20 protein-coding genes are annotated in these 21,175 nt (G+C 64.9%); 12 read left to right on the top strand and 8 right to left on the bottom strand.

Going from position 1 to position 21,175, the window contains the following annotated elements; all coding sequences use genetic code 11:
• The first annotated feature begins 34 nt into the window (after positions 1 to 34).
• Positions 35 to 931, top strand: a complete 897-nt coding sequence (locus tag P6U24_RS35835; protein WP_407157082.1) for a TauD/TfdA dioxygenase family protein — start codon at positions 35 to 37, stop codon at positions 929 to 931.
• 242 nt (positions 932 to 1,173) lie between these two features.
• On the top strand, positions 1,174 to 1,686 hold the full coding sequence (locus P6U24_RS35830; protein ID WP_407157081.1) for a GNAT family N-acetyltransferase: 513 nt from the start codon (positions 1,174 to 1,176) through the stop codon (positions 1,684 to 1,686).
• 374 nt (positions 1,687 to 2,060) lie between these two features.
• Here P6U24_RS35830 and P6U24_RS35825 read toward each other — a convergent pair whose 3' ends face one another.
• Positions 2,061 to 3,668 carry a Na+/H+ antiporter gene (locus P6U24_RS35825; RefSeq protein ID WP_407157080.1) on the bottom strand — a complete coding sequence of 536 codons (1,608 nt, stop codon included), beginning with the start codon at positions 3,666 to 3,668 and terminating at the stop codon, positions 2,061 to 2,063.
• Positions 3,669 to 3,698: 30 nt separating this feature from the next.
• Positions 3,699 to 4,073, bottom strand: a complete 375-nt coding sequence (locus P6U24_RS35820) for a nuclear transport factor 2 family protein (protein ID WP_407157079.1) — start codon at positions 4,071 to 4,073, stop codon at positions 3,699 to 3,701.
• Between the two features lie 215 nt (positions 4,074 to 4,288).
• Here P6U24_RS35820 and P6U24_RS35815 point away from each other — a divergent pair, with 215 nt between their 5' ends.
• Positions 4,289 to 6,205 carry a caspase domain-containing protein gene (locus P6U24_RS35815; protein ID WP_407157078.1) on the top strand — a complete coding sequence of 639 codons (1,917 nt, stop codon included), beginning with the start codon at positions 4,289 to 4,291 and terminating at the stop codon, positions 6,203 to 6,205.
• A gap of 191 nt (positions 6,206 to 6,396) precedes the next feature.
• Here the strand turns inward: P6U24_RS35815 and P6U24_RS35810 are convergent, their stop codons facing one another.
• The gene (locus P6U24_RS35810) at positions 6,397 to 7,092 is read right to left on the bottom strand and encodes a DUF1345 domain-containing protein (RefSeq protein ID WP_407157077.1); all 696 of its coding nucleotides are present in this window, start codon (positions 7,090 to 7,092) and stop codon (positions 6,397 to 6,399) included.
• A gap of 12 nt (positions 7,093 to 7,104) precedes the next feature.
• Positions 7,105 to 8,028, bottom strand: coding sequence for a polyprenyl synthetase family protein (locus tag P6U24_RS35805; RefSeq protein ID WP_407157076.1), 924 nt, complete (start codon positions 8,026 to 8,028; stop codon positions 7,105 to 7,107).
• 188 nt (positions 8,029 to 8,216) lie between these two features.
• On the opposite strand from P6U24_RS35805, the gene mtgA reads away from it, so the two are divergent.
• The 3 genes from mtgA (at position 8,217) to P6U24_RS35790 (ending at position 10,208) form a co-directional block, all read left to right on the top strand.
• Positions 8,217 to 8,885 (top strand): monofunctional biosynthetic peptidoglycan transglycosylase, encoded by a 669-nt coding sequence (gene mtgA, locus P6U24_RS35800; RefSeq protein ID WP_407157075.1) that lies wholly within the window; start codon positions 8,217 to 8,219, stop codon positions 8,883 to 8,885.
• A 170-nt stretch (positions 8,886 to 9,055) separates the two neighbouring features.
• Complete coding sequence (rpmF, locus tag P6U24_RS35795) at positions 9,056 to 9,241, top strand: 50S ribosomal protein L32 (protein ID WP_407157074.1); 186 nt, start codon at positions 9,056 to 9,058, stop codon at positions 9,239 to 9,241.
• A gap of 208 nt (positions 9,242 to 9,449) precedes the next feature.
• Positions 9,450 to 10,208, top strand: coding sequence for a hypothetical protein (locus tag P6U24_RS35790; protein ID WP_407157073.1), 759 nt, complete (start codon positions 9,450 to 9,452; stop codon positions 10,206 to 10,208).
• Here P6U24_RS35790 and P6U24_RS35785 read toward each other — a convergent pair.
• Positions 10,184 to 10,516 (bottom strand): hypothetical protein, encoded by a 333-nt coding sequence (locus P6U24_RS35785; RefSeq protein ID WP_407157072.1) that lies wholly within the window; start codon positions 10,514 to 10,516, stop codon positions 10,184 to 10,186. The genes P6U24_RS35790 and P6U24_RS35785 overlap by 25 nt on opposite strands.
• 318 nt (positions 10,517 to 10,834) lie before the next feature.
• Here P6U24_RS35785 and P6U24_RS35780 point away from each other — a divergent pair, with 318 nt between their 5' ends.
• The gene (locus tag P6U24_RS35780; protein ID WP_407157071.1) at positions 10,835 to 12,529 is read left to right on the top strand and encodes an EAL domain-containing protein; all 1,695 of its coding nucleotides are present in this window, start codon (positions 10,835 to 10,837) and stop codon (positions 12,527 to 12,529) included.
• A gap of 256 nt (positions 12,530 to 12,785) precedes the next feature.
• Here P6U24_RS35780 and phaR read toward each other — a convergent pair whose 3' ends face one another.
• On the bottom strand, positions 12,786 to 13,376 hold the full coding sequence (gene phaR / locus P6U24_RS35775; protein ID WP_407157070.1) for a polyhydroxyalkanoate synthesis repressor PhaR: 591 nt from the start codon (positions 13,374 to 13,376) through the stop codon (positions 12,786 to 12,788).
• 353 nt (positions 13,377 to 13,729) lie between these two features.
• Between phaR and P6U24_RS35770 the strand changes: the two genes are divergently transcribed.
• The 5 genes from P6U24_RS35770 (at position 13,730) to P6U24_RS35750 (ending at position 19,606) form a co-directional block, all read left to right on the top strand.
• Positions 13,730 to 14,908: an acetyl-CoA C-acetyltransferase gene (locus P6U24_RS35770; RefSeq protein ID WP_407157069.1), complete on the top strand. Its 1,179-nt coding sequence runs from the start codon at positions 13,730 to 13,732 to the stop codon at positions 14,906 to 14,908.
• 280 nt (positions 14,909 to 15,188) lie between these two features.
• Entirely contained in the window at positions 15,189 to 15,914 is a 726-nt protein-coding gene (locus P6U24_RS35765; protein WP_407157068.1) for a beta-ketoacyl-ACP reductase, read from the top strand.
• A 169-nt stretch (positions 15,915 to 16,083) separates the two neighbouring features.
• Positions 16,084 to 16,383: a hypothetical protein gene (locus P6U24_RS35760; protein ID WP_407157067.1), complete on the top strand. Its 300-nt coding sequence runs from the start codon at positions 16,084 to 16,086 to the stop codon at positions 16,381 to 16,383.
• Between the two features lie 156 nt (positions 16,384 to 16,539).
• On the top strand, positions 16,540 to 17,409 hold the full coding sequence (locus P6U24_RS35755; protein WP_407157066.1) for a DMT family transporter: 870 nt from the start codon (positions 16,540 to 16,542) through the stop codon (positions 17,407 to 17,409).
• 187 nt (positions 17,410 to 17,596) lie between these two features.
• Positions 17,597 to 19,606 (top strand): putative bifunctional diguanylate cyclase/phosphodiesterase, encoded by a 2,010-nt coding sequence (locus tag P6U24_RS35750; protein ID WP_407157065.1) that lies wholly within the window; start codon positions 17,597 to 17,599, stop codon positions 19,604 to 19,606.
• Between the two features lie 287 nt (positions 19,607 to 19,893).
• Here the strand turns inward: P6U24_RS35750 and P6U24_RS35745 are convergent, their stop codons facing one another.
• Both P6U24_RS35745 and gloB read right to left on the bottom strand, forming a co-directional pair.
• Positions 19,894 to 20,328, bottom strand: coding sequence for a cupin domain-containing protein (locus P6U24_RS35745; protein ID WP_407160712.1), 435 nt, complete (start codon positions 20,326 to 20,328; stop codon positions 19,894 to 19,896).
• 10 nt (positions 20,329 to 20,338) lie between these two features.
• Complete coding sequence (gene gloB / locus P6U24_RS35740) at positions 20,339 to 21,106, bottom strand: hydroxyacylglutathione hydrolase (RefSeq protein WP_407157064.1); 768 nt, start codon at positions 21,104 to 21,106, stop codon at positions 20,339 to 20,341.
• Positions 21,107 to 21,175: the final 69 nt, after the last annotated feature.

Here is a 21,175-nt window from a genome sequence, read left to right as displayed (position 1 = left end):
TGCTCCCAATCAATCAGGATCGGGAGAACGCGCCATGAGCTCGCTCGCAGGCAGGCAAGGGCCGCGCTACAAGCACGCCGACGACAACGCCGTGCCCTATGAGACTATCTCCGTCGACAAACTGACGCCCATCATCGGCGCGGAGATCATTGGCGTCGACATCGCCAAACTCATCGATGACGATGTCCGCTCCAACCGCCAGATGGACGAGATCCATCGCGCGCTGGCCGAGCATCTCGTCATCTTCTTCCGCGACCAGCAGATCACGCCGCAGCAACATCTCGCCTTCGGCCGCCGCTTTGGCGAATTGCACATCCATCCCGCGGCGCCAAGCGACGGCAGCGATCCCGCGCTGATGAAGATCTATGCCGACAAGGATTCGCCACGCGCCAATGGCGAAGGCTGGCATTCGGACGTCTCTTGCGACGTCGAGCCGCCGATGGGCTCGATCCTCTACATCAAACAGTGCCCGCCGCATGGCGGCGATACGCTGTTCGCCAGCATGTACGCGGCCTATGAGGCGCTGTCGGAACGGATGAAGGCCTATCTCGATGGGTTGACCGCATTGCACGACGGCGAGAGCGTCTATCGCGGGCTTTACGCCAACTACGGCGTTGCCGATCGGCCCGCCTATCCCTGCGCCGAGCATCCGGTCGTGCGCACCCATCCGGTGACGGGGCGGAAAGCGCTCTACGTCAACCGCGGCTTCACGCGGTACATCATCGGCATCCCCAGAGACGAGAGCGACGCCATTCTCGCTTATCTCTATCAGCACGCCGAGAATCCATTATTCCAGTGCCGTTTCCGCTGGACCGAGAACGCGGTCGCGTTCTGGGACAACCGCTGCACCCAGCACCGCGCGATGTGGGACTACTGGCCTCACACCCGCGCCGGCACGCGGGTCACGGTGAAGGGCGAGCGGCCGGTGTGAGGTGGTTGGAAGCGCAGCGGCAGCCCGGGTTGTTGCCACACACGCCGCTGTCGTCCCTGCGAACGCAGGGGCCATAACCACCATCCGTCATGATTGGCGGCACTGTGGCTCCAGCCGTCGCAACAATAATCAGTCGGGGTTATGGATCCCGGCGCAAGGCCGGGACGACAGTGTTCGTGCAGCTAATATCGTCTCACAAACACACAGAGAACATGCAGTTGCTGGTGTAGGGAAATTTCACAATGAACCTCGATGTCCGCGAGATGATGCTCGACGAAACAGACATCGTCATCGACTATTTCCATTCCTCGACGCCGGAGCATCTGGAGACGATGGGTGTCGATCCGACGCGGATGCCCGGCAGATCTATCTGGAGCAGCCGCTTCAAGGAGCTCTATGCTCAGCCGATTTCCGAGCGGCCCAACTTCGTCGTCATCTGGCGTCTTGACGACAAGCCGATCGGTTTCTCCAGCTGCGACAAGATCGTGTTCGGCAGCCGCGCCAACATGCACCTGCATGTCGTGGTGCCGGAGCTCCGGCAACGGGGTATCGGCGTCGAATGCGTCCGCCGCACCGTCGAGATCTATTTCCGCACCTTTGCGCTCAAGCAATTGTTCTGCGAACCCAACGCCTACAACGTCGCGCCCAACCGCACGCTCCAGAAGGCCGGCTTCAAATACGTCAAGACCTACAAGACCGTACCTGGACCGCTCAACTACCATCAAGCCGTGACGCGCTGGGTAATCGAGCGGTAACGCCCGACTGTCAGCCACGATGCGCATCGTCGCACCTGCGAACGCAGAAGCCCATAACATCTCGAGTACGAGATGTGCCGCGAGAATGCGGCCTCGTATCATGTTGTCATCACCCGCGAAGGCGGGTGATCCAGTACGCCGCAGCGATGGTGATGGAGACCTGCCGTCTCGGTCATACTGGATCGCCCGGGCTGAACCCGGCGATGACACCGGCGATGACAGTGGTGGATAGCGGATGGTCCAACCGCGTCATTGCGAGGAGCGCAAGCGACGAAGCAATCCAGAATCGCGCGCGGAGCCTCTGGGTTGCTTCGGCGCGTTGCGCCTCGCAATGACGGCGTGCGTGAGGTGGAGGTTGCGCTCCGCAAATCGCGTCACAACGGCGCCTCGCCGTATTCCCGGTTGGCGAGGCTGGCTTCCTCGAGGTCGAGGTCGCGCTCGATGCGCCGGCGGGTTTCGTCGGTGATCCTGCCGTCGCGGAGCATCTGGTGAATGAACTTGCGCTCGGTCTCGATCAGTTCGCGCGTCAGCTCGATGCCGAGCGCGGAGGCGTCATATTCGTCGCAGTCGAGCTCGGGCGGCAGCTGGCTGGTGCGCACCTCGTGCCGCGCTCGGAGCAGCTTCACCACCTCCTCCGACAGTTCGCGGTCATCGGTGATCGCATCGAGCTGTTGCAAAGCGGCGCTGAGCGCCTCGCGCCGCGCCGCGATCTCCTTGCTGTGCTCGGTGACGATCTCGCTGCGGCCGGCCTCCGCCACACCGAGCCGGCGCACCACGCGGGGCAGGGTCAGACCGAGGCCGACCAGCGTGACGAAGATGACGCCGAAGGCGACGAACTGGATCAGGTCGCGCTCGGGGAAGGCCGCGCCGCTCGCGAGCGTCAGCGGCAGTGCCAGCGCGGCGGCGAGCGAGACGGCACCGCGCACGCCGACGAAGCTGATGATGAAGGCCCATTGCCAGGGCGGCGCGGGGTCGCGCGCGCGCAAGGAACGGCTCATCCAGCGCGGGCCGAAGATTGCGGGAAACACCCAGGCGAAGCGCGCGATCACGATGACGGCGATCACCAGCGCGGTCGAGGCCAGGATGTCCTCCAGCGGGAACGCCTTGGATCTTTCGTACAAGTGCCGAAGCTGGAAGCCGGTGAGCAGGAACAAGAGGCCCTCGGTCAGATAGATCACCAGGTCCCAGAAGAAGATGCCCTGCAGCCGCGTCGCCGCGGCGATCAGCAGTGGGCCGTTCCAGCTCACATAGAGGCCGCAGGCCACGGTCGCGATCACGCCGGAGCCGCCGAGATGCTCCGGAATCCAATAAGCGAGATAGGGCGTGATCAGCGACAGCGTGATCTCGACCTGCGGGTCGCGCGCGTAATGGCGAGCCCGCAGCATGGTCCAGCCGACAGCGATGCCGAAGGCGATCTCGCCGATGACGATGATGGCGAACTCGCCGGCGGCCACCGGCAGCGAGAAGCTGCCGGTGGCAATCGCGGCCACCGCGAAGCGATAGAGGATCAGCGCGGTGGCGTCGTTGGCGAGCCCTTCGCCCTCCAGCACCACCAGGATCCGCCGCGGAATCGCGAGCCGGCGGGCGATCGCCAGCGGCGCCACCACGTCGGGCGGCGCCACGATGGCGCCGAGCACGAAGCCGACACTCCAGGACAGTCCGATCAGGTAATGTGTGGCGACGGCGACCAAGCAGGCGGTGAAGATCACGCTGCCGACCGCAAGCAGGCTGATCGAACGCAGATTGTATCTGAACTCGCGCCAGCTCATCGCGACGCTGGCCGAATAGATCAGCGGCGGCAGCACCACCAGCAGCACCAGCTCCGGCGGCAACGTGAAAGCCGGCATGCCCGGCGTGAAGGCCAGCGTGATGCCGGCGAGCATCAAGAGGATCGCCGGCGCGATGTTGATCCGCCGCGCCAGCAGCGCGGTTCCCGCCAGCACCGCCAACAGGATCAAAAAGACTTGAAAATAGCCTGCCATCTCGTCCTGTTGCGCGCTTGCGGCGCCACCTCAATCGCGCAGGTCGTAGCGGAAGGACTTGGAGACGATCTGCCAGCCATCCTTCAGCTTCATCGCCATAAGGTAGTCGGTGAAATAGCGCGGCGGCAGCTGACAGCGCACCTTGATGAAGGCGGTGTTCTCGTCCGAACGGTCGATGGTGACGATGAAATCCTCGCGCGGCTTGCCTTCCGCCTTCGCCGACGGGCGCTTGCGAACCCAGGCGAGCCAATCCGGCACGGTGAGAACCTTGAGCTCGCCGTTCTCCTGCGATCTCAGATCGGCGGTCGGATGGAAGATCGCGCCGAGCTTGTCGGCATCGCCCTCATGGAGCGCGTCGAAATAGCCTTGCACCACGGCTTCAACACTGGAACGGTCGGCACTCACGGCGATCCCTCCTCACGGAAATGCGAGCACGTATTTTGAACGCAAACACATGCTTGGCAAGGCGCGAACCTGCGCCAGTGGCCTGCGACAAAGTAAGATCGGCTTTCGTCGCAGTTCGCGGGAATAATGCTTCGTGAGGTCGGTCACAAGCCAATGGGCCGCGTTCTGCTAGCGAAGAGCAAAACAGGTTCTCCCAACCATGGGGGGTATTTACGATGATTTTCCGGATTCGCTGGCCGCGATCCTTTCGAATCCGCCACTTTTTCGTCGCCGCGGCCCTGCTGCTGCTCGCTCAACCGGCGCTGGCGGAAAAGCGCGTGGCGCTGATCATCGGCAACTCCGCCTATCAGAACGTGCCGCCGCTCGCGAACCCCATCAACGATGGGGCCGTCATGAGCGCGACCTTCAAGAGCGCCGGCTTCGATCTCGTCGACTACCGGCAGGACCTCAGCGCACGGGAGACCCGGCGCGCGCTGCGTGAATTTGCCGACGCCACCCGTGATGCCGATATCGCGGTGGTCTATTACGCCGGCCACGGCATCGAGGTCGAAGGTTCCAACTATCTGATCCCGGTCGACGCGCGCCTGGAGCGCGACACCGATGTCTACGACGAGACGCTGTCTCTGGACCGGATTCTGGTTGCGATCGAGCCGGCGCGGAAGCTGCGGCTGGTCATTCTCGACGCCTGCCGCGACAATCCCTTCTCCCGGATCATGCAGCGGACGGTGGCGACGCGCGGCATCGGCCGCGGTCTTGCCAAGGTCGAGCCGAACAGCCCGAACACGCTGATCGCCTATTCGGCCAAGGCGGGGTCCACCGCCCAGGATGGCGACGGCAAGAACAGCCCGTTCACGCTGGCGCTGTCGCGCCATATCACGACGCCGGGTCTCGATGTGCGCAAGGCGTTCGGCTTCGTGCGCGACGACGTGCTGAAGAACACCAACAACAGGCAGGAGCCGTTCGTCTATGGCTCGCTCGGCGGCGAGGACGTGCCGCTGGTTCCCGGTGCGCCGCGCGCGGCACCGCAGGCGGCCGCTCCGCCCGCGCCCAATCCGCAGGATGGCGCGCGCCGCGACTATGAGCTGGCGCTGCAGGTGGGCAACAAGGCCGCGCTCGGGGCATTCCTGGCGCAATATCCCAGCGGGTTCTACGCCAACCTCGCCAAGCTGCAGCTCGACAAGCTGGTGGCGGAGGACAATCGCGACGCTGCCGCCGACAAGGCGCGCGCGGCCGAAGCCGAACGGGCGCGGCTCGCCGCCGAGGGCGCGCGCAAGGAGGCGCTCGCCAAGGCTGAAGCCGACGCCCGGGCCGCCGAGCAGGTGCGGCTCGCCGCCGAAAAGGCCATTCAGGCTGCCCAGCAACAGGCGGCGGACGCCGAACGCAAGCGCCAGGAGATGGCCATCCAGACCGCGGCCTCTATTCCGGCCTCCAGTGCTGGCGATACCGACCAGCGGGCCGCCGCTCCCGCCGCGCCATCGCCAGAGAAGGGTCCCGTGGTGGCGTCGCTGGACCAGGGCCAGTCCCCTGCCGATCTCACCAAGGCGGTGCAGATCGAGCTCCGTCGCGTCGGCTGCCTGACCGAGGATGCCGACGGCGATTGGGGCGCGGCCTCGCGGCGCTCACTGGCGCTGTTCAACCGCCGCGCCGGCACCAGGCTCGACACCGAAGCTGCCAGTACCGATGCGCTCGAGGCGATCCGGCGCAAGCAGGGCCGGGTCTGCCCGCTGGTCTGCCCGCACGGCTTCGAGGCCGATGGCGACCATTGCAGCAAGATCGTCTGCGCATCCGGCTCGTTCCTCAATGACGACAATGAATGCGAGAAGCGGCGCGACAGCAAGAGGTCGATGGTCAGGCGTGACAATGGCGATGACGAGCCTCCGGCCCGCAGGCGCTCGCGGACCGAGCGGAACCTGCCACTGCCCGACATGGACGTCGGGATCGGCATTGGTGGCGGCCGCAGTGGCGCGGGCGCCTTTGCGAAACCGCGTGTCGAGGCATCGCGGCCACCCCGGTCCAGCGGCCAGATCTATTGCGATGCCTCTCACTGCCGCCCGGTGCAGCGCGGCTGCCATCTCGAATATCGCGGCGGCGGCGGCCCCGGCAACAACGCCAATGCCGAGGTGTGCAATTGAGGGGTGGGAGTTGAGAGTGATCGCTGTTAGTTGGGCACTGCTGGGGAGTGCTGTTGGTTGAGCGCTGTTCGTCAAGTGTTGCGAGCTGGCTTGAACGATCTCTGTCGGCGCGGACGGTGCACCCTCTCCCACAACAAGGGGAGAGGGTGCACTGAGTCCGCGGTGAGGGTGGCGACCAAGTCGCCGTCATATCAGCCCGAAATCGCGCTTGCTGCGATGTTGACCATCAGCGCGACCAGCGCGGTGTTGTAGACGAACGAGATGACGCCGTGCACGGTCGCGGTGCGGCGGATGACCTTGTCGGTGATGCCGACGTCGGAGACCTGCGCGGTCATGCCGATCACGAAGGAGAAGTAGACGAAATCCCAGTAGTCCGCCGGCTCCTTGCCGTCTCCAGCAGGGAATTGCAGCCCGCCGGGCGTCTTGCTGCGATAATAGTCGTGGGCGTAGTGCAGGGCGAAGGTGGTGTGGACCAGCGCCCAGGACAGCGTCACCGTCAATGTCGCCAGCGCCAAGGCGACCGCACTGCCCTTGGCGGCGCCGAGCTCGGAGACGATCGCGGCCACGCTCGCAAAGGCGCCGAGCGCGGTCACCAGCAGGATCACGAAACGGCCGTCATCCTGCATGATGGCCTTGCGGCGGATGTGATGGTGCTCGCTGCGCAGCATCAGCACCGCGACCAGCACGAGGTAGAGCGCGGCGAAGAGGTCCCAGCCGATCAGCAGGCGCGTGCCCAGCCGCAGCGCGTGCGGCAGCGCCAAGGTCGCGGCGATGGCCACACCGAGCGCGATAAAGGTGCGCGGCCGGGAATAGACCACCCGCAGCGCCATCGGCAACCGCGTGAAGCGGGCAAGAACCGGATCGTCGTCCGTCGCATTGCCCGCCATCGGCCCTCCGGCTCAGTTCTTGCGCTCGGCGACGAAGTGAGCGGCGGCGCGCAGCACGTCGCCCTTGTCGCCGAAGATCGACAGCGCCGCGTCACCGCGCGCGAGCAGGTCGCGGACTCGCTGCTTGGCGCCGTCGATGCCGAGCTGGGTGACGAAGGTGGTCTTGCCGAGCTCGGCATCGGCGCCGGCCGGCTTGCCGAGCGTGGCGGCATCGCTCTCGACATCGAGCAGGTCGTCGGCGATCTGGAAGGCTTCGCCGAGCGCACGGCCGAAATCGTCGAGCGCCTGATATTCCTTCGGCGTAGCCTGGCCGAGCAGAGCGCCGGCGATGCAGCCGAAGCGGAGCAGGGCGCCCGTCTTCATCTGCTGCACGCGGGCGACGTCGACCGGCTCGCGATCGCCGAAGCGGCCTTCGCCGGCGAGATCGAGCATCTGGCCGCCGGCCATGCCGCCGATGCCGGCGCAGCGGGCCAGGGTGCGGGTCAGCGCCAGGCGGACGCCCGCGTCGGGATGGATCTCGTCGCGGGTGATGATGTCGAAGGCGATAGTCAGCAGCGCGTCGCCGGCAAGGATGGCGGTGGCGTCGTCATAGGCCTTGTGCAGGGTGGGGCGGCCGCGGCGCAGGTCGGAATTGTCCATCGCCGGCAGGTCGTCATGGATCAGGGAGTAGCAATGGATGCATTCGAGCGCGGCGCCCGCCAGCAGCGCGCCTTTCGGCGACACGCCGAACACGGCGGCGCTCTCCACCACCAGAAAGGGGCGCAGCCGCTTGCCTCCGCCCAGGCTCGAATAGCGCATGGACTCGATCAGCCGCTTGGGGCGGACGATCTCATCGGGCATGGGGGCATCCGACAAAAGCTCAGCCAGCAGGGCCTCGGTGTCCTCGGCGGTCTTGTCCAGGCGTCGGGTGAAGTCGGTCAGGGCCGTCACGGTCATCAAGAATGGCTCCAGGGAGGCAAAATTCGGCCGGACAATCGTTGATGGCGCGGTCTTCGTCAATTGCGGGCGTAAGGGCGGCTTTCGGCCGCAACGAGGCCGAAAAAGGCAGGAAATTTCCTGGCTGTATTGGATAATCCGGGCAGAATCCCACCCCAACCGCCATTTCAGCCAGGCGAAGCCTCAATTTGCGCGCCCTCCGAACCCTCGTCGTTGTCATCGTGCTGGTGTTGCTCGTGCCCTATGTGCTGACGCCGTTCTATGCCGTCGGTCACCCGGTCTCGGCCCTGATGCTCTGGCGCTCGGTGACGGGCAGGCCGGTCGAGCGGCGCTGGATCGATCTGTCGGCGATGTCGCCCTATCTGCCGCGCGCGGTGGTATCGGCGGAGGATGCCAAGTTCTGCAGTCATCACGGTGTCGACTGGGACGCGCTGCGCGAGGTGGTGGATGATGCCGAGGATGGTGAGGTGACCCGTGGCGGTTCGACCATCACCCAGCAGGTAGCGAAGAACCTGTTCCTGTGGCCAGGGCGTAGCTTTGTGCGAAAGGCCCTGGAACTGCCGCTGGCGCTGTGGATCGACGCTTTGCTGCCGAAGCGGCGGATCCTGGAACTCTATCTCAACATCGCCGAGCTCGGGCCGTCAGGCCAGTTCGGAGCCGAGGCGGGCGCCAATTATGCCTTCGGCAAGTCGGCGGCCGCGCTATCGCCGCGGGAGGCGGCACTGCTGGCCGCGATCCTGCCCAATCCGGTCAAGCGCAGCGCCCGCACGCCCGGTCCCGGAGTGCGCCGGCTTGCCATAACCTACATGGCGCGGGGGCAATCGCCGGCCCTGCAGACCTGCTGGAATGGCCGATAGCGGCTCGCTTCACGAATTTTGGCCCCAATTGCCGCAAACGGGCCTAGCATTGCCGCCCTCAATCCCCTATAAGCGCGGCCTTGATCGGCATCCGGGCTCGCCAGCTTCCGCTGGCTGCAGCCGTCCATTTGCGGACGATGCCTTGCAAATCACCCCTAGAGGATACCGATATGGCCGTCCCCAGAAGAAAAACCTCGCCGTCGCGCCGCGGCATGCGCCGCTCGGCCGATGCGATCGCGAAGCCGACCTATGTCGAGGATAAGGATTCCGGCGAGCTCCGCCGTCCGCACCACCTCGACCTGAAGACCGGCATGTACAAGGGCCGGCAGGTTCTGAAGGCCAAGAAGGACGTCTGAGGCCGGGCTGCGCCGTGAGGCGCAGGCCTTCGGCTCTCGGTTCCGCCTGAATTCGGCCATTGATGAGGTTGAAACCGGTCCCGCGCGAAAGGTTCGCCGGGACCGTTGTGCGTGGACCAAAGCGCTGCGCCCGTCTGCCCGCGCGGCTCCCCGGTCTGGTTGAAATCGCGCGTGGCCATCTGCTCGCGCGCCACTCAGGGCCTCGCCGATGTCCATGGTCGGTTTCCCGCTGCTACTGATCCCGCTCGCGATCTACAATATGATCGTGTTCCTGATGCCGGGGGTCGAGTTCGACCCTCCGCTGCTGCGACTGCGGCTGGTGTCGGGCGAGGTCTGGCCGGCGTCGCTCGGCGACATCCTGGTTGCGCTCGGGATCGTGCTGCTGCTCCTCGAAGTGATCAAGTCGGCGCGCGGCAAATTTCTCACCGACCATCTGCTGTCGTTTCTGGTGTTCGGTGGCGCGGCGGCCGAGTTCGTGATGTGGCCGAAATTCGCCAACTCGACCTTCTTCCTGCTGGCGCTGCTGGCGATGGTCGAGTTCTTCTCCGGCATTGCCCTGCGCGCCAAGCGCGCTGCGCGGGCACGCGCGGCGGTGGCAGCACCGGCCGTCGCGCCGGCGCCCGTGCCCGAACCGGCGCCCGTGGCTAAGCCGCACGTTGAAGCAGCACCAGCGCGCGAACCGGTTCCTGCTGCACCCGAGCCGGCGCCTGCAACAGCCGCACCAGCACCAGCACCCGCGCCTGTCGTGACGGAGCCCGCTCCGGTGCCGCCGGCGGCAACGGTGGCGGAATCAGTACTGCTCGATCATCCCGCTCCCGCTCACGCGCCGCATCCGGCTCCCGCTCCGCAGCCTGCGCCAGCCGCCGCCGAGCCGTCGCCGAAAGTCGAAGAGGCTGAGGAGCACGCCACGGCCACCACACCGGCGCCGTCCGAGACGCCTGATCACACTGAGCCGTCGAAGCCGTAGAGCCAGCGCTCGCCGATCTCGCCTTGGTCAGATGATCTGCGGGTCTGCGGGCCGGTCCGTGGTGTGGGCTCCAGATGCGCTGCGTAGGCCGAGAGCGCCTCCTGCGGTGCTGCGCGGCGCAGATGGCGGGTCTGCGGCAGCTGCTGGGCGGTAGCGATCAGATGGGCCACGAAGGTCGGATCCGGCCGCGACATCCGGCTGCTGACCGGTGATTGATACGAGGCCGGCGCCATCGGCACCAGCGCCGTGCTGGCGGGCTTGGCATCGGCGCCATTGGCTGCGGTCTCGGCTCGATCAATCCTTAACATCGCACGACCATATCCGGCTCGATTGTCGCATTCCGGGACGCCGGACCCTTTCCTGCTGAGCGCATCGCAAGAGTGATGCCGGCTGCGCTTAAGTCGTTCCCGCGGCCGCCGTAAACTGATCGTGTGTGCCCCGCCGCTCCGCCCAAACATCCGTCAGCCCGGCTGACGTCGGCCTGTTGCAAGGACATGCTCTCCATTAACCAAATATGCGTAGGCTGATTCGTAAAGGCCGGGGTCGCCGCACGCTGCGGATGGAGACGGCCGCTCCACATCTCGGCGCCGACGCGAAGCCCGGCCCTGTCCCGAAACGAGGCGATCTTGACATCCGACGTGCCGCAAACCTCGCTGATCCTCGCCTCGCTCGGCCAGGCTGCGTTCGTATGGGATATCGCGACCGACGTGATTGTCTGGAGCGACCATGCCGGCGCTGTTTTCACCGACATCCCGCTGGCGCAACTGTCGAGGGGTGCCGACTTCGCGACGCTGATCGAGCCGGAGCAGTCGGTCCGCTCCGACGTCCTGCTGCAGTCACCGCCCGTCCATGGCGAGGACGGCACGCCCTACCGGATCGAATATGGCGTGCGGATCAGCTCGGCTACGCCGCTCATCTGGATCGAGGAGACCGGCCGCTGGTTCGCTGGTCCCGATGGCCGGCCGTCGCGTGTCCAAGGCATCGTCCGCATCAACAACGAGCGACACGCCCGCGACGAGCACCTCTTGATGTTGGCGCAGCACGATCCGCTGACCGGCGCGCTCAATCGCACCCATCTGATCGCAGCGCTCGCCGAGGCGATCGAGGAGGCCCAGCGCTTCCGCTACTCCTGCGCGTTCATGCTGGTCTGCATCGATCATCTCGCCCGCATCAACGAGGCCTTCGGCTTCGACGTCGCCGACAGCGTGATCCTGGAGATCGCGCAGCGCATCCGTGCCCGACTTCGCGGCGGCGACGTGCTCGGCCGCTTCTCCGGCAACAAGTTCGGCTTGATCCTCAAGAACTGCTCGGTCAACGACATGACCAATGCGGCCGAGCGCTTCCTGACCGGGGTCCGCGACGAGGTGGTGCCGACCACGTCCGGGCCGGTCGCGGTCACCGTCTCGATCGGCGCCATCAGCACGCCGCGCCATGCGCGGTCGGCCGACGAGGCGATCAACCGCGCGCATGAGACCCTCGACGCCGCCAAGCGCCGGCGCGCCGGCTCGTTCGCGACCTGGCGCCCGAATGTCGAGCGCGATGCGCAGCGCCGGGTCAACATCCGCGTCACCGACGAGATCGTCACCGCGCTCAACGAGCGGCGGATCGTCACAGCCTTCGAGCCCGTGGTTCGGACCAGCACGCGCGATACGGCCTTCTACGAATGCCTGGTGCGGCTGGAGCAGGATAACGGACGGGTGCTGCTGGCGCCGGACATCGTGCCGGTCGCCGAGCGGCTCGGCCTGATCCGTCTGGTCGATCACCGGGTGCTTGAGCTCGTGGTCGCCGAACTCGCCGATGCGCCGCAGGCGCGCCTCAGCCTCAACATCTCGCCCGACACGACCATGGACCCGGTGTGGTGGGCCTCGATCGAATCGATGATGCGCGCGCATCCAGGCGTCGCCGAACGGCTGATCGTCGAGATCACAGAGACGGTCGAGATCCAGGACATCGACGATCTCAGAGGCTTCGTCACCCGGCTGAAGGATTTCGGCAGCCGGATCGCGATCGACGATTTCGGCGCCGGCTACACCTCGTTCCGCAACCTGCGCAAGCTCGGTGTCGACATCGTCAAGATCGACGGTGCGTTCGTGCAGAACCTGGCGCGCTCAGTCGATGACCGCGCCTTCGTACAGTCGCTGATCGAGCTGGCGCAACGTTTGAAGATTCAAACCGTCGCGGAGTGGGTGCAGGACGAGGAGTCGGCCGGCCTGCTGCAGGAATGGGGCTGCGACTACATCCAGGGCCGCTTGATCGGGCTGGCCTCGGCGTCGCGGCCATGGCTGCCGGCCGACGAGCAGGTGCTGCCGGCGGTGGGGTAGGCTGACGCTAAAGCAGATACGCCAAAGTGGTCGCCGCGCAGCTACGGTGCCGCCGCAACTTCACAGTCGTCCCGGACAAGCGAGCGCATGCGAGCGCGATCCGGGATCCATAACCACAGGATTTAACTGTTACACGCGATATTGGCCGCGTGCCTGTTTCAGATATCACGCGGTATGGGTCCCGGCTCAAGGCCGGGACGACAGTTGAGTGAATGGCGAGGGCTCGCGCCAGCCCGCTTCTCAGGGCGGTGATGGACTAGCCGCCGCCTTCGTCCTTCTTCGGCTCGGCCGACATGCGGTCGAGCCGGTCCTGCATCTCTTTCATTTGGCGGCGCAGATCGTCGATATTGTCGCTGCCCGCTGGCTCGGGCGTCTTCTCCTCCGCACCGCGCGTCGGGGCGAACGGCTTGAACATCGAGAAGGTCTGCTGGAACAGCTCCATGTTGCGGCGGACCTGTTCTTCGAGCGGGGCAAAAGGGGTGCCCGAGAAGGTGTCGGCGATCTGCTTGCGGAATTTCTCCTGCTCGCGCGTCAATGTGTCGATCGACTGCTCAAGATATTTCGGCACCACCATCTGCATGCTGTCGCCGTAGAAGCGGATCAACTGGCGCAGGAACGTGGTCGGCAAGAGGTTCTGGCCGGCCTTGTTCTCCTGCTCGAAGATGATCTGCGCGAGCACGGAGCGGGTGATGTCGTCGCCGGTCTTGGCGTCATAGACCAGGAAATCCTCGCCGTTCTTCACCATCGCCGCGAGGTCTTCCAATGTCACGTATGTACTTGTCCCGGTATTATAGAGCCGTCGGTTCGCGTATTTCTTGATTGTGGTCGGTTGGTCGGATTTCGCCATGGGGGCTCACACACAAAGACCGAGGACGGGGAACCCTGCGGTTTTCGCCGCAGGGCGAACGAGCTACGCAATGCAATAAAGTAATCACTTTCGGGCGAGTTCGGCTACGGTTTTGTGCGCGAAGGTTAATCTGACGGCAGACGTATTGCGCAGCAAATCGTCAGGAGCGTCAAATTAAATGCGTCGCAGCGAGATTTGGTCCTCCGGCCGATTGACATGCCTCAACGACGTTAACAGGATGGAATCTGAAGATTGACCATTCCCATCCCCCGGCCTGTCCTTGGGACTGCAGGCCGCCGGACGCTCATTCTCCAAACCTTCAAGTCCAAGAACCCAAGCTCCAGGAGATGCCCATGTCAGACGATGTCGTCATCGTCAGCGCCGCCCGCACCCCGGTCGGCAGCTTCAACGGTGCCTTTGCCAACATGCCCGCCCATGATCTCGGCGCGATCGCCATCAAGGCCGCGCTCGAGCGGGCGGGTGTCGAGCCCGGCCGCGTCTCCGAAGTCATCATGGGTCAGATTCTGACCGCGGCACAGGGCCAGAACCCGGCGCGCCAAGCCTCGATCGGCGCCGGTATTCCGGTCGAGAGCCCGGCCTGGGGCGTCAACCAGCTCTGCGGCTCCGGCCTGCGCTCGGTCGCGCTCGGCTATCAGGCGCTGGTCAATGGCGACTCCGAGGTGGTCGTGGCCGGCGGCCAGGAGTCGATGAGCATGGCCCCGCATGCCCAGTATTTGCGTGGCGGCGTCAAGATGGGCTCGCTCGAATTCGTCGATACGATGATCAAGGACGGCCTGTGGGATGCCTTCAACGGTTATCACATGGGCAACACCGCCGAGAACGTCGCCAAGCAATACCAGATCACCCGGGCCCAGCAGGACGAGTTCGCGGTCGGCTCGCAGAACAAGGCCGAGGCGGCGCAGAAGGCCGGCAAGTTCAAGGACGAGATCGTTCCGGTCACGGTGAAGTCGCGCAAGGGCGACATCGTCGTCGACGCGGACGAATATCCGCGTCATGGCGCGACCTTGGATGCGATGGGCAAGCTGCGGCCGGCGTTCGAGAAGGATGGTTCGGTCACCGCGGGCAATGCCTCGGGCATCAATGATGGCGCAGCCGCATTGGTGCTGATGACCGCCAAGCAGGCGGCCAAGGAAGGCAAGACGCCGCTGGCGCGCATCGTGTCATGGGGCCAAGCCGGCGTCGATCCCAAGATCATGGGCACGGGCCCGATCCCGGCTTCGCGGACGGCGTTGAAGAAAGCCGGCTGGAACATTGCCGATCTCGACCTGATCGAAGCCAACGAGGCCTTCGCCGCGCAAGCCTGCGCTGTCAACAAGGACCTTGGCTGGGATCCGGCCAAGGTGAACGTCAATGGCGGCGCGATCGCGATCGGTCACCCGATCGGCGCGTCAGGTGCGCGCGTGCTGGTGACTCTGCTGCATGAGATGCAGAAGCGCAACGCGAAGAAGGGCCTTGCCACGCTGTGCATCGGCGGCGGCATGGGCATCGCGATGTGCGTCGCACGCGACTAGAAAATCGGCAGCGATTGCGAACCGAATATTCTTCGCAGCCGCATCATACTGAACTAAAGAAACGCCCGGCCACGTCGCCGGGCGTTTTGTTCTTGATGTTCGTCAAACGCGCCGCATAATCCCAAGCTAAGAAGAAAATCCAAAAATGGTGTGCTGCGCGAGCGCGATCGGCGAAAGTGAATACCGCTCTCCGCGGAGATCGTCCAAACAACAGCCCCTCGACGTGCGTTGCTGATTCTGTCAGGTCGCGCTCGCAGGGAAAGTGAGGGAAGGATTCGATATGGCACGGGTTGCGTTGGTGACGGGCGGAACGCGAGGCATCGGGGCGTCGATCTGCAAGGCGCTGAAGACTGCCGGATACAAGGTCGCGGCGAATTACGGCGGTAATGATGCCGCTGCGGAGAAGTTCAAGAGCGAAACCGACATCCCCGTCTACAAGTGGGACGTCAGCTCCTTCGACGCCTGTGCCGAAGGGATCAAGAAGGTGGAAGCCGATCTCGGCCCGATCGAGGTCCTCGTCAACAATGCCGGCATCACCCGCGACACCGCATTCCACAAAATGTCGCTGGAGCAATGGAATGCCGTGATCAACACCAATCTCGGCTCCCTGTTCAACATGACACGCCAGGTGATCGAGGGCATGCGTGGCCGCAAGTTCGGCCGCATCATCAACATCTCGTCGATCAATGGCCAGAAGGGCCAGTTCGGCCAGGTCAACTATTCCGCGGCCAAGGCCGGCGACATCGGCTTCACCAAGGCCCTGGCGCTGGAGACGGCCAAGGCTGGCATCACCGTGAACGCGATCTGCCCGGGCTACATCAACACCGAGATGGTGCAGGCGGTGCCGAAGGACGTGCTGGAGAAATCCATCCTGCCGCTGATTCCGGTCGGCCGTCTCGGCGAGCCCGAGGAGATCGCGCGCGCCGTCGTCTTCCTTGCCGCGGATGACGCCGGCGCCATCACCGGCTCGACGCTGACCGTCAATGGCGGTCAGTACATGGTGTGATATGTAAGCCGTCATCCGGGACACGCGCGCGATAGTCGTGAAGCGATTTGTGCCATGCGCGAGGATGCGGCTTCTTAAGAATACCCGTGCGCGATTGCGCATGGGGATTCGCTTGAGCCCTCGCGCTCTGGAATAACGTGCTTATGTCCTCCCCCTAAGGGGTGGCGCCATGGTGCTACGATTTTCGTTGCCGATTCTGGCTAGCCTCGCGCTCAACTGTGCGTCTGCCTTCTCACAGGTCGTCGCGCCGCCTCAATCAGCGGACGCGGCCTTCAAGGGCATCGGTCGGCACAAGGGCCTTAACGGAGGCGCCGAGACAGTCACGATCTCCGATGGCAAAACCTATCTTCGGATCACCGAGCAGGAATATCGCGAGCACGGCTATGCGCCGGAATTCGAGCATCTGCCGACCATTTTCGTCCAGCGCTTACCTGTTCGCGTCCTCATCCCGCCAGGAGACCTGGACTAGAGAGGTGAACCTCGTGATTTTTGATCGTCATTGCGAGGAGCGATAGCGACGAAGCAATCCAGATTCGCTATTGAGCGGGCATGGATTGCTTCCGCCTGCGCCTACGCCCTCAAAGGCTTCGGCGGACGTGTCGCTTAAGCTTGCAATGACGGCCCCATGTCCTCCCGTACCGCTACCCTGATCGGTCTCACCGCAATTCTGATGTGGTCGCTGCTGTCGGTGATGACGGTTGCGACCGGCACCATTCCGGCCTTCCAACTGGCGGCCATGACATTTGCGATCGGCGGCGTGGTGGGTCTTCTGACATGGATCGGCCGGCCCGAGGCGCTGAAGGCGTTGCGGCAACCGACAGTCGCGTGGATCGTCGGCGTCGGCGGCCTGTTCGGCTATCACGCGCTGTATTTCCTGGCGCTGCGATTCGCGCCGCCTGCAGAGGCTGGCCTGCTCAACTATCTTTGGCCGCTCTTGATCGTGCTGTTCTCCGCGTTCCTTCCCGGTGAGCGGCTGGCGGCGCATCACGTCATCGGCGCCGCGCTTGGGCTCGTCGGCACCGTGCTGCTGTTCGTCGGCAACGGCGCGAGCTTCGCGGCCGGCCAGATACCCGGCCTGATCGCAGCCTTCGTCGCCGCGTTCGTCTGGGCCACCTATTCGGTGCTGTCGCGGCGGCTCAAGGGCGTGCCGACCGATGCGGTCGCCGGCTTTTGCCTCGCGACCGCGGTGCTGGCTGCGCTGATGCACCTGGCGCTCGAGAGTACGGTCTGGCCGCAGATATCGCTGCAATGGCTCGCGATCATCGGGCTCGGCGTCGGGCCGGTGGGTGCCGCGTTCTTCACCTGGGACATCGGCATGAAGCGCGGCGACATCCGCGTGCTCGGCGCCGCTTCCTATGCGACGCCGCTGCTCTCGACCGCGTTCCTGATCCTCGCCGGCTTTGCCAACGCCAGCGCCAATATCGCTCTGGCGGCGCTGCTGATCGCCGGCGGCGGCCTGGTCGCAGCCAAGGATATGTTCAGGCTGCGCCGATAGGCGCGGCAGGGAAGCGACTTCGACGGTGCCCGGCCACCGCGCATCAGGGGCCGTATCTTCTGTCGACACGGCGCGCGTCGCGCGCCGGTGAGATGCAACCGTTGCACGTTCTTTGTGCTGTTGCACCTAACGTCCCGTTTACGTGCGATGCGCAACTTGGCGTCCCAGTGTTGAATGGGGGAGGCGCATGCGGGACCTGGTAGCCGAGGTGAGACGTGGCCTGACGCGTGCGCGCGATCTGTTTCGGGTGCCGGCGGACAATCCCGAGCTCACGCGCGCCCAGTTCCAGGCCTTCTCCAAGCAGGTGCCGCTGCTCTACTTCATCCTGATCACCAACAGCATGGCGATCGCCTACACTTATTTGCCGTTGGCGCCGGCATGGCTGACGACGGTCGTTCCGCTGCTGCTGATCTCGCTGACCGGATCGCGGATGATCTGGTGGCTGCGCCAGCGCGGCAGCGTCCGCGATGATGCGGACATCCTGCGCAATCTGCGGATCACGAACCGGATTGCCGGTCCGATCGGGGCGTTGTTCGTCTGCTGGTCGCTTGCGCTGTTTCCCTATGGCGATCCGTTCGCGAAGAGCCAGATCGCCTTCTACATGGCGGTCACCGTGATCGGCATCATCTTCTGCCTGATGCATCTGCGCTCGGCGGCATTGATGGTGACGCTGGTTGTCCTCATTCCTTTCGTTGCTTTCTTCATCGCTGCGGGCGAGCCTGCACTGCGCGCGATCGCGGTCAACCAGCTGCTGGTCTCGGGCGCGATGGTCACGGTGCTGTTCATCTACTATCGCGACTTTGCCGCGCTCGTTGCCAGCCGCAAGTCGCTGCTTGCAGAGCAGGCCGCGACGCAAGCGCTGTCCGATGAGAATTTTCGTCTCGCCAATCGCGATTCGCTGACCGAGCTTCCCAACCGCCGTCGCTTCTTCTCCGAGCTTGCCAGCTTCTTTGCCGAGGCCGAGCGCGACGGCACCAGGCTTGCCGTCGGCATCATCGATCTCGATGGCTTCAAGCCGATCAACGATACCTACGGGCACACGGTGGGAGATCGCGTGCTGACCGAGGCGGCGCGACGGCTAGGCGAGGTCTGCGACAATTGGGGCCTCGCGGTTCATCTTGCGCGCCTCGGCGGCGACGAATTCGGCCTCGTGGTCGGCGGCGATCCGACCGACGACGATCTGCTCGCGCTGGGCAGCCAGATTACCGACCGCATCAAGCTGCCTTATCACTTGGACGCTGCGCATGCCGGGCTGTCCTGCTCGATGGGCTTCGCGCTTTACCCGCGTTCAGCGGCAGCGGCCGAGCCGCTGTATGAATGCGCCGATTACGCGCTCTATCATGCCAAGCGCCATGCACGTGGCGCTGCGGTGATCTTCTCGACCGAGCACGAGGCCGAAATCCGCAGCCGCGGCCTGATCGAGCACCTGCTGCGCACGGCGGATTTTGCTCAGGAGATGCAGCTTGCGTTCCAGCCGATCATCGATGCGAGGAACGAGCAGACGACCGGCTTCGAGGTGCTGGCGCGCTGGCAGAGCCCAAGGCTCGGGCTGGTATCACCGGCGGACTTCATCCCTGCGGCCGAGCGCATCGGCGTCATTCGCGGCCTGACCCGGATCCTGCTGGTCAAGGCACTGGCCGCGGCTGCGACCTGGCCGGCGCACATTCGCGTATCGTTCAATCTTTCGGCTCACGACATCTGCTCGCCGGAGGGCATCCTGCACCTGATCTCCGCGATCGAGGCGAGCGGCGTCTCCCCGGCCCGAATCGAATTCGAGATCACCGAGACCGCGATCACCTATGATTTCGCCCGCGCCGAGGATTCGATCGCGACGCTCAAGGCCATGGGCTGCACCATCTCGCTCGACGATTTCGGCACCGGTTATTCCTCGCTCAGCCACATCCATCGGCTGCCGCTGGACAAGCTGAAGGTCGATCGCAGCTTCGTGGCCGATATCAACACCAATCCGGTGAGCCACAAGATCGTCAAGTCGCTCGCCGGCCTATGCGCCGACATGGAGATTGCCTGCATCGTCGAAGGCGTCGAAACCGAGGTCCAGCTCGATAGCCTGCGGCACCTTGGGTGTGACTTCGCCCAGGGCTATTATTTCGCCAAGCCGATGCCGGCCGATGCGGTGGCCGGCTTTCTGAGCGAGGAATGTCGGAGCGCGAGCGCGAAGCAAGCCGCGGCCGGTTGACGCCGCAGCACCCTCAACCTCAGCGTTGCTCGATTTCCCGGAGCTAGATGCCTGTTTCCGAAGTCTCGGTCCTATTGATACGGCCCGCTGTCATTGTCCGCCACCCGGTCCGGCCTGCGGCCGGCCGGATGACAGGCTCCGTCGGACGATCCAGTACGCCGTGATGTCCCGGCTCGATATCTTCTGCCGCCGAGTACTGCATGCTCCGCCACCGCGGAGCATGACAGTGTTGGAGATATGAGAGCTCAATCCATCCTGGGGCGGCTCGATTTCATGGAATCGGTGTCCTAGCCGCCCGGCTCCCATCCCTTTGGCGCCAGCTCGAAGCCAGCGAACTCGAAGCCCGGTGCGACGGTGCAGCCGACCAGGGTCCACTCGCCGGTGGTCTCGGCCGATTGCCAGGCGCGGGCGGGGACGACCGCCTGCGGCCGTTCGCCGGCCGCAAGATCGATGCCGAGCGTGACCGTTCGCGGCGGCTGTCCGTCCTCGGCGATCCGCAAAATGAGGGCGCTGCCTGCGTAATAGTGCCAGCTCTCGGCGGCATCGACCCGGTGCCAGTGCGAGCGCTCACCGCGCGCCAGAAGGAAGTAGATCAAGGTCGAAGCAGCGCGACCCGCAGCATCGGTGCGGCTGTCGCGAAATGTCTCGCGATAGTGCCCGCCTTCGGGGTGCGGCGTCAGGCCGAGCTGCGCGATGATCTCGGCAGCCGATAGGGCATGCATGGCCATCTGCTCAGGACTTGTTCTTGCGCTCGCGCAATTCGGCGAACACCTGCTCGGGGCTCGCCCCCTTCATGTGCAGCTTGATCGCGACCGCCGGATCATCGGCGCGCAGGAACACGTTGGCCTTCTTCTCGTGGCCGAGCAGCGAAGGAATAGTCGGCTGGCCCGCCGCGCGCAGCCGGGTCACCTCTTCGGCGCGGGCCTTCAGCGCCTCGTTGTCGGGCTCCACCGTGAGCGCGAACTTGACGTTCGACGCGGTGTATTCGTGGCCGCAGTAGAGACGGAAGTCGTCCGGCAAGGCGCGCAGCTTGAGTAGCGAGTCCCACATCATCGGATAGGTGCCCTCGAACACCCGTCCGCAGCCGATCGAGAACAGCGTATCGGCAGCGAACAGCGCCTTCTCGCTGTCGAACACGTAGGAGATGTGGTCGAGCGTATGGCCGGGCGTCTCCAGCACACGCGCCAGCAGATTGCCGACCTTGACGATATCGCCATGGGCGACGCGCTGGTCGACAGCGGCAATGCCGGTCGTCCGGTCATGCGGCGCCACCACGCGGCAGCCATATGTCTGCTTCAGCTCGGCGACGCCGCCGACATGGTCGTGGTGGTGGTGGGTGATCAGGATGTCGGTGAGCTGCCAGCCTTCGGCGTCGAGCTGGCGGATGATCGGCGCCGCCTCCGGCGCATCGACCGAGGCGGTGGCGCCGGTCTCGGGATCGTGGATCAGATAGCCGAAATTGTCGGACAGGCAGGGAAAGGCGCGGATCTCGGCGGCCATGATGTCTCCATCGGCGGGAGCGGGTGCGGCATTGGGTCGGGTGCCGCGCACGTGTCCGAGAGATATGGC

The organism is Bradyrhizobium sp. STM 3557, assembly GCF_045571465.1.
Lineage (GTDB): Bacteria > Pseudomonadota > Alphaproteobacteria > Rhizobiales > Xanthobacteraceae > Bradyrhizobium.
Note: the sequence above shows the minus strand (reverse complement) of the source record. Positions and strands in the feature narration are given on the sequence as shown.

What these genes read in the sequence shown, in the direction of transcription:
- P6U24_RS35835 (WP_407157082.1), top strand. Translation starts at nt 35, where the DNA reads ATGAGCTCGCTCGCAGGCAGGCAAGGGCCGCGCTACAAGCACGCCGAC.
- P6U24_RS35830 (WP_407157081.1), top strand. Translation starts at nt 1,174, where the DNA reads ATGAACCTCGATGTCCGCGAGATGATGCTCGACGAAACAGACATCGTC.
- P6U24_RS35825 (WP_407157080.1), bottom strand. Translation starts at nt 3,668, where the DNA reads ATGGCAGGCTATTTTCAAGTCTTTTTGATCCTGTTGGCGGTGCTGGCG.
- P6U24_RS35815 (WP_407157078.1), top strand. Translation starts at nt 4,289, where the DNA reads ATGATTTTCCGGATTCGCTGGCCGCGATCCTTTCGAATCCGCCACTTT.
- P6U24_RS35810 (WP_407157077.1), bottom strand. Translation starts at nt 7,092, where the DNA reads ATGGCGGGCAATGCGACGGACGACGATCCGGTTCTTGCCCGCTTCACG.
- P6U24_RS35805 (WP_407157076.1), bottom strand. Translation starts at nt 8,028, where the DNA reads ATGACCGTGACGGCCCTGACCGACTTCACCCGACGCCTGGACAAGACC.
- rpmF (WP_407157074.1), top strand. Translation starts at nt 9,056, where the DNA reads ATGGCCGTCCCCAGAAGAAAAACCTCGCCGTCGCGCCGCGGCATGCGC.
- P6U24_RS35790 (WP_407157073.1), top strand. Translation starts at nt 9,450, where the DNA reads ATGTCCATGGTCGGTTTCCCGCTGCTACTGATCCCGCTCGCGATCTAC.
- P6U24_RS35785 (WP_407157072.1), bottom strand. Translation starts at nt 10,516, where the DNA reads ATGTTAAGGATTGATCGAGCCGAGACCGCAGCCAATGGCGCCGATGCC.
- phaR (WP_407157070.1), bottom strand. Translation starts at nt 13,376, where the DNA reads ATGGCGAAATCCGACCAACCGACCACAATCAAGAAATACGCGAACCGA.
- P6U24_RS35770 (WP_407157069.1), top strand. Translation starts at nt 13,730, where the DNA reads ATGTCAGACGATGTCGTCATCGTCAGCGCCGCCCGCACCCCGGTCGGC.
- P6U24_RS35765 (WP_407157068.1), top strand. Translation starts at nt 15,189, where the DNA reads ATGGCACGGGTTGCGTTGGTGACGGGCGGAACGCGAGGCATCGGGGCG.
- P6U24_RS35760 (WP_407157067.1), top strand. Translation starts at nt 16,084, where the DNA reads ATGGTGCTACGATTTTCGTTGCCGATTCTGGCTAGCCTCGCGCTCAAC.
- P6U24_RS35755 (WP_407157066.1), top strand. Translation starts at nt 16,540, where the DNA reads ATGTCCTCCCGTACCGCTACCCTGATCGGTCTCACCGCAATTCTGATG.
- P6U24_RS35750 (WP_407157065.1), top strand. Translation starts at nt 17,597, where the DNA reads ATGCGGGACCTGGTAGCCGAGGTGAGACGTGGCCTGACGCGTGCGCGC.
- P6U24_RS35745 (WP_407160712.1), bottom strand. Translation starts at nt 20,328, where the DNA reads ATGCATGCCCTATCGGCTGCCGAGATCATCGCGCAGCTCGGCCTGACG.
- gloB (WP_407157064.1), bottom strand. Translation starts at nt 21,106, where the DNA reads ATGGCCGCCGAGATCCGCGCCTTTCCCTGCCTGTCCGACAATTTCGGC.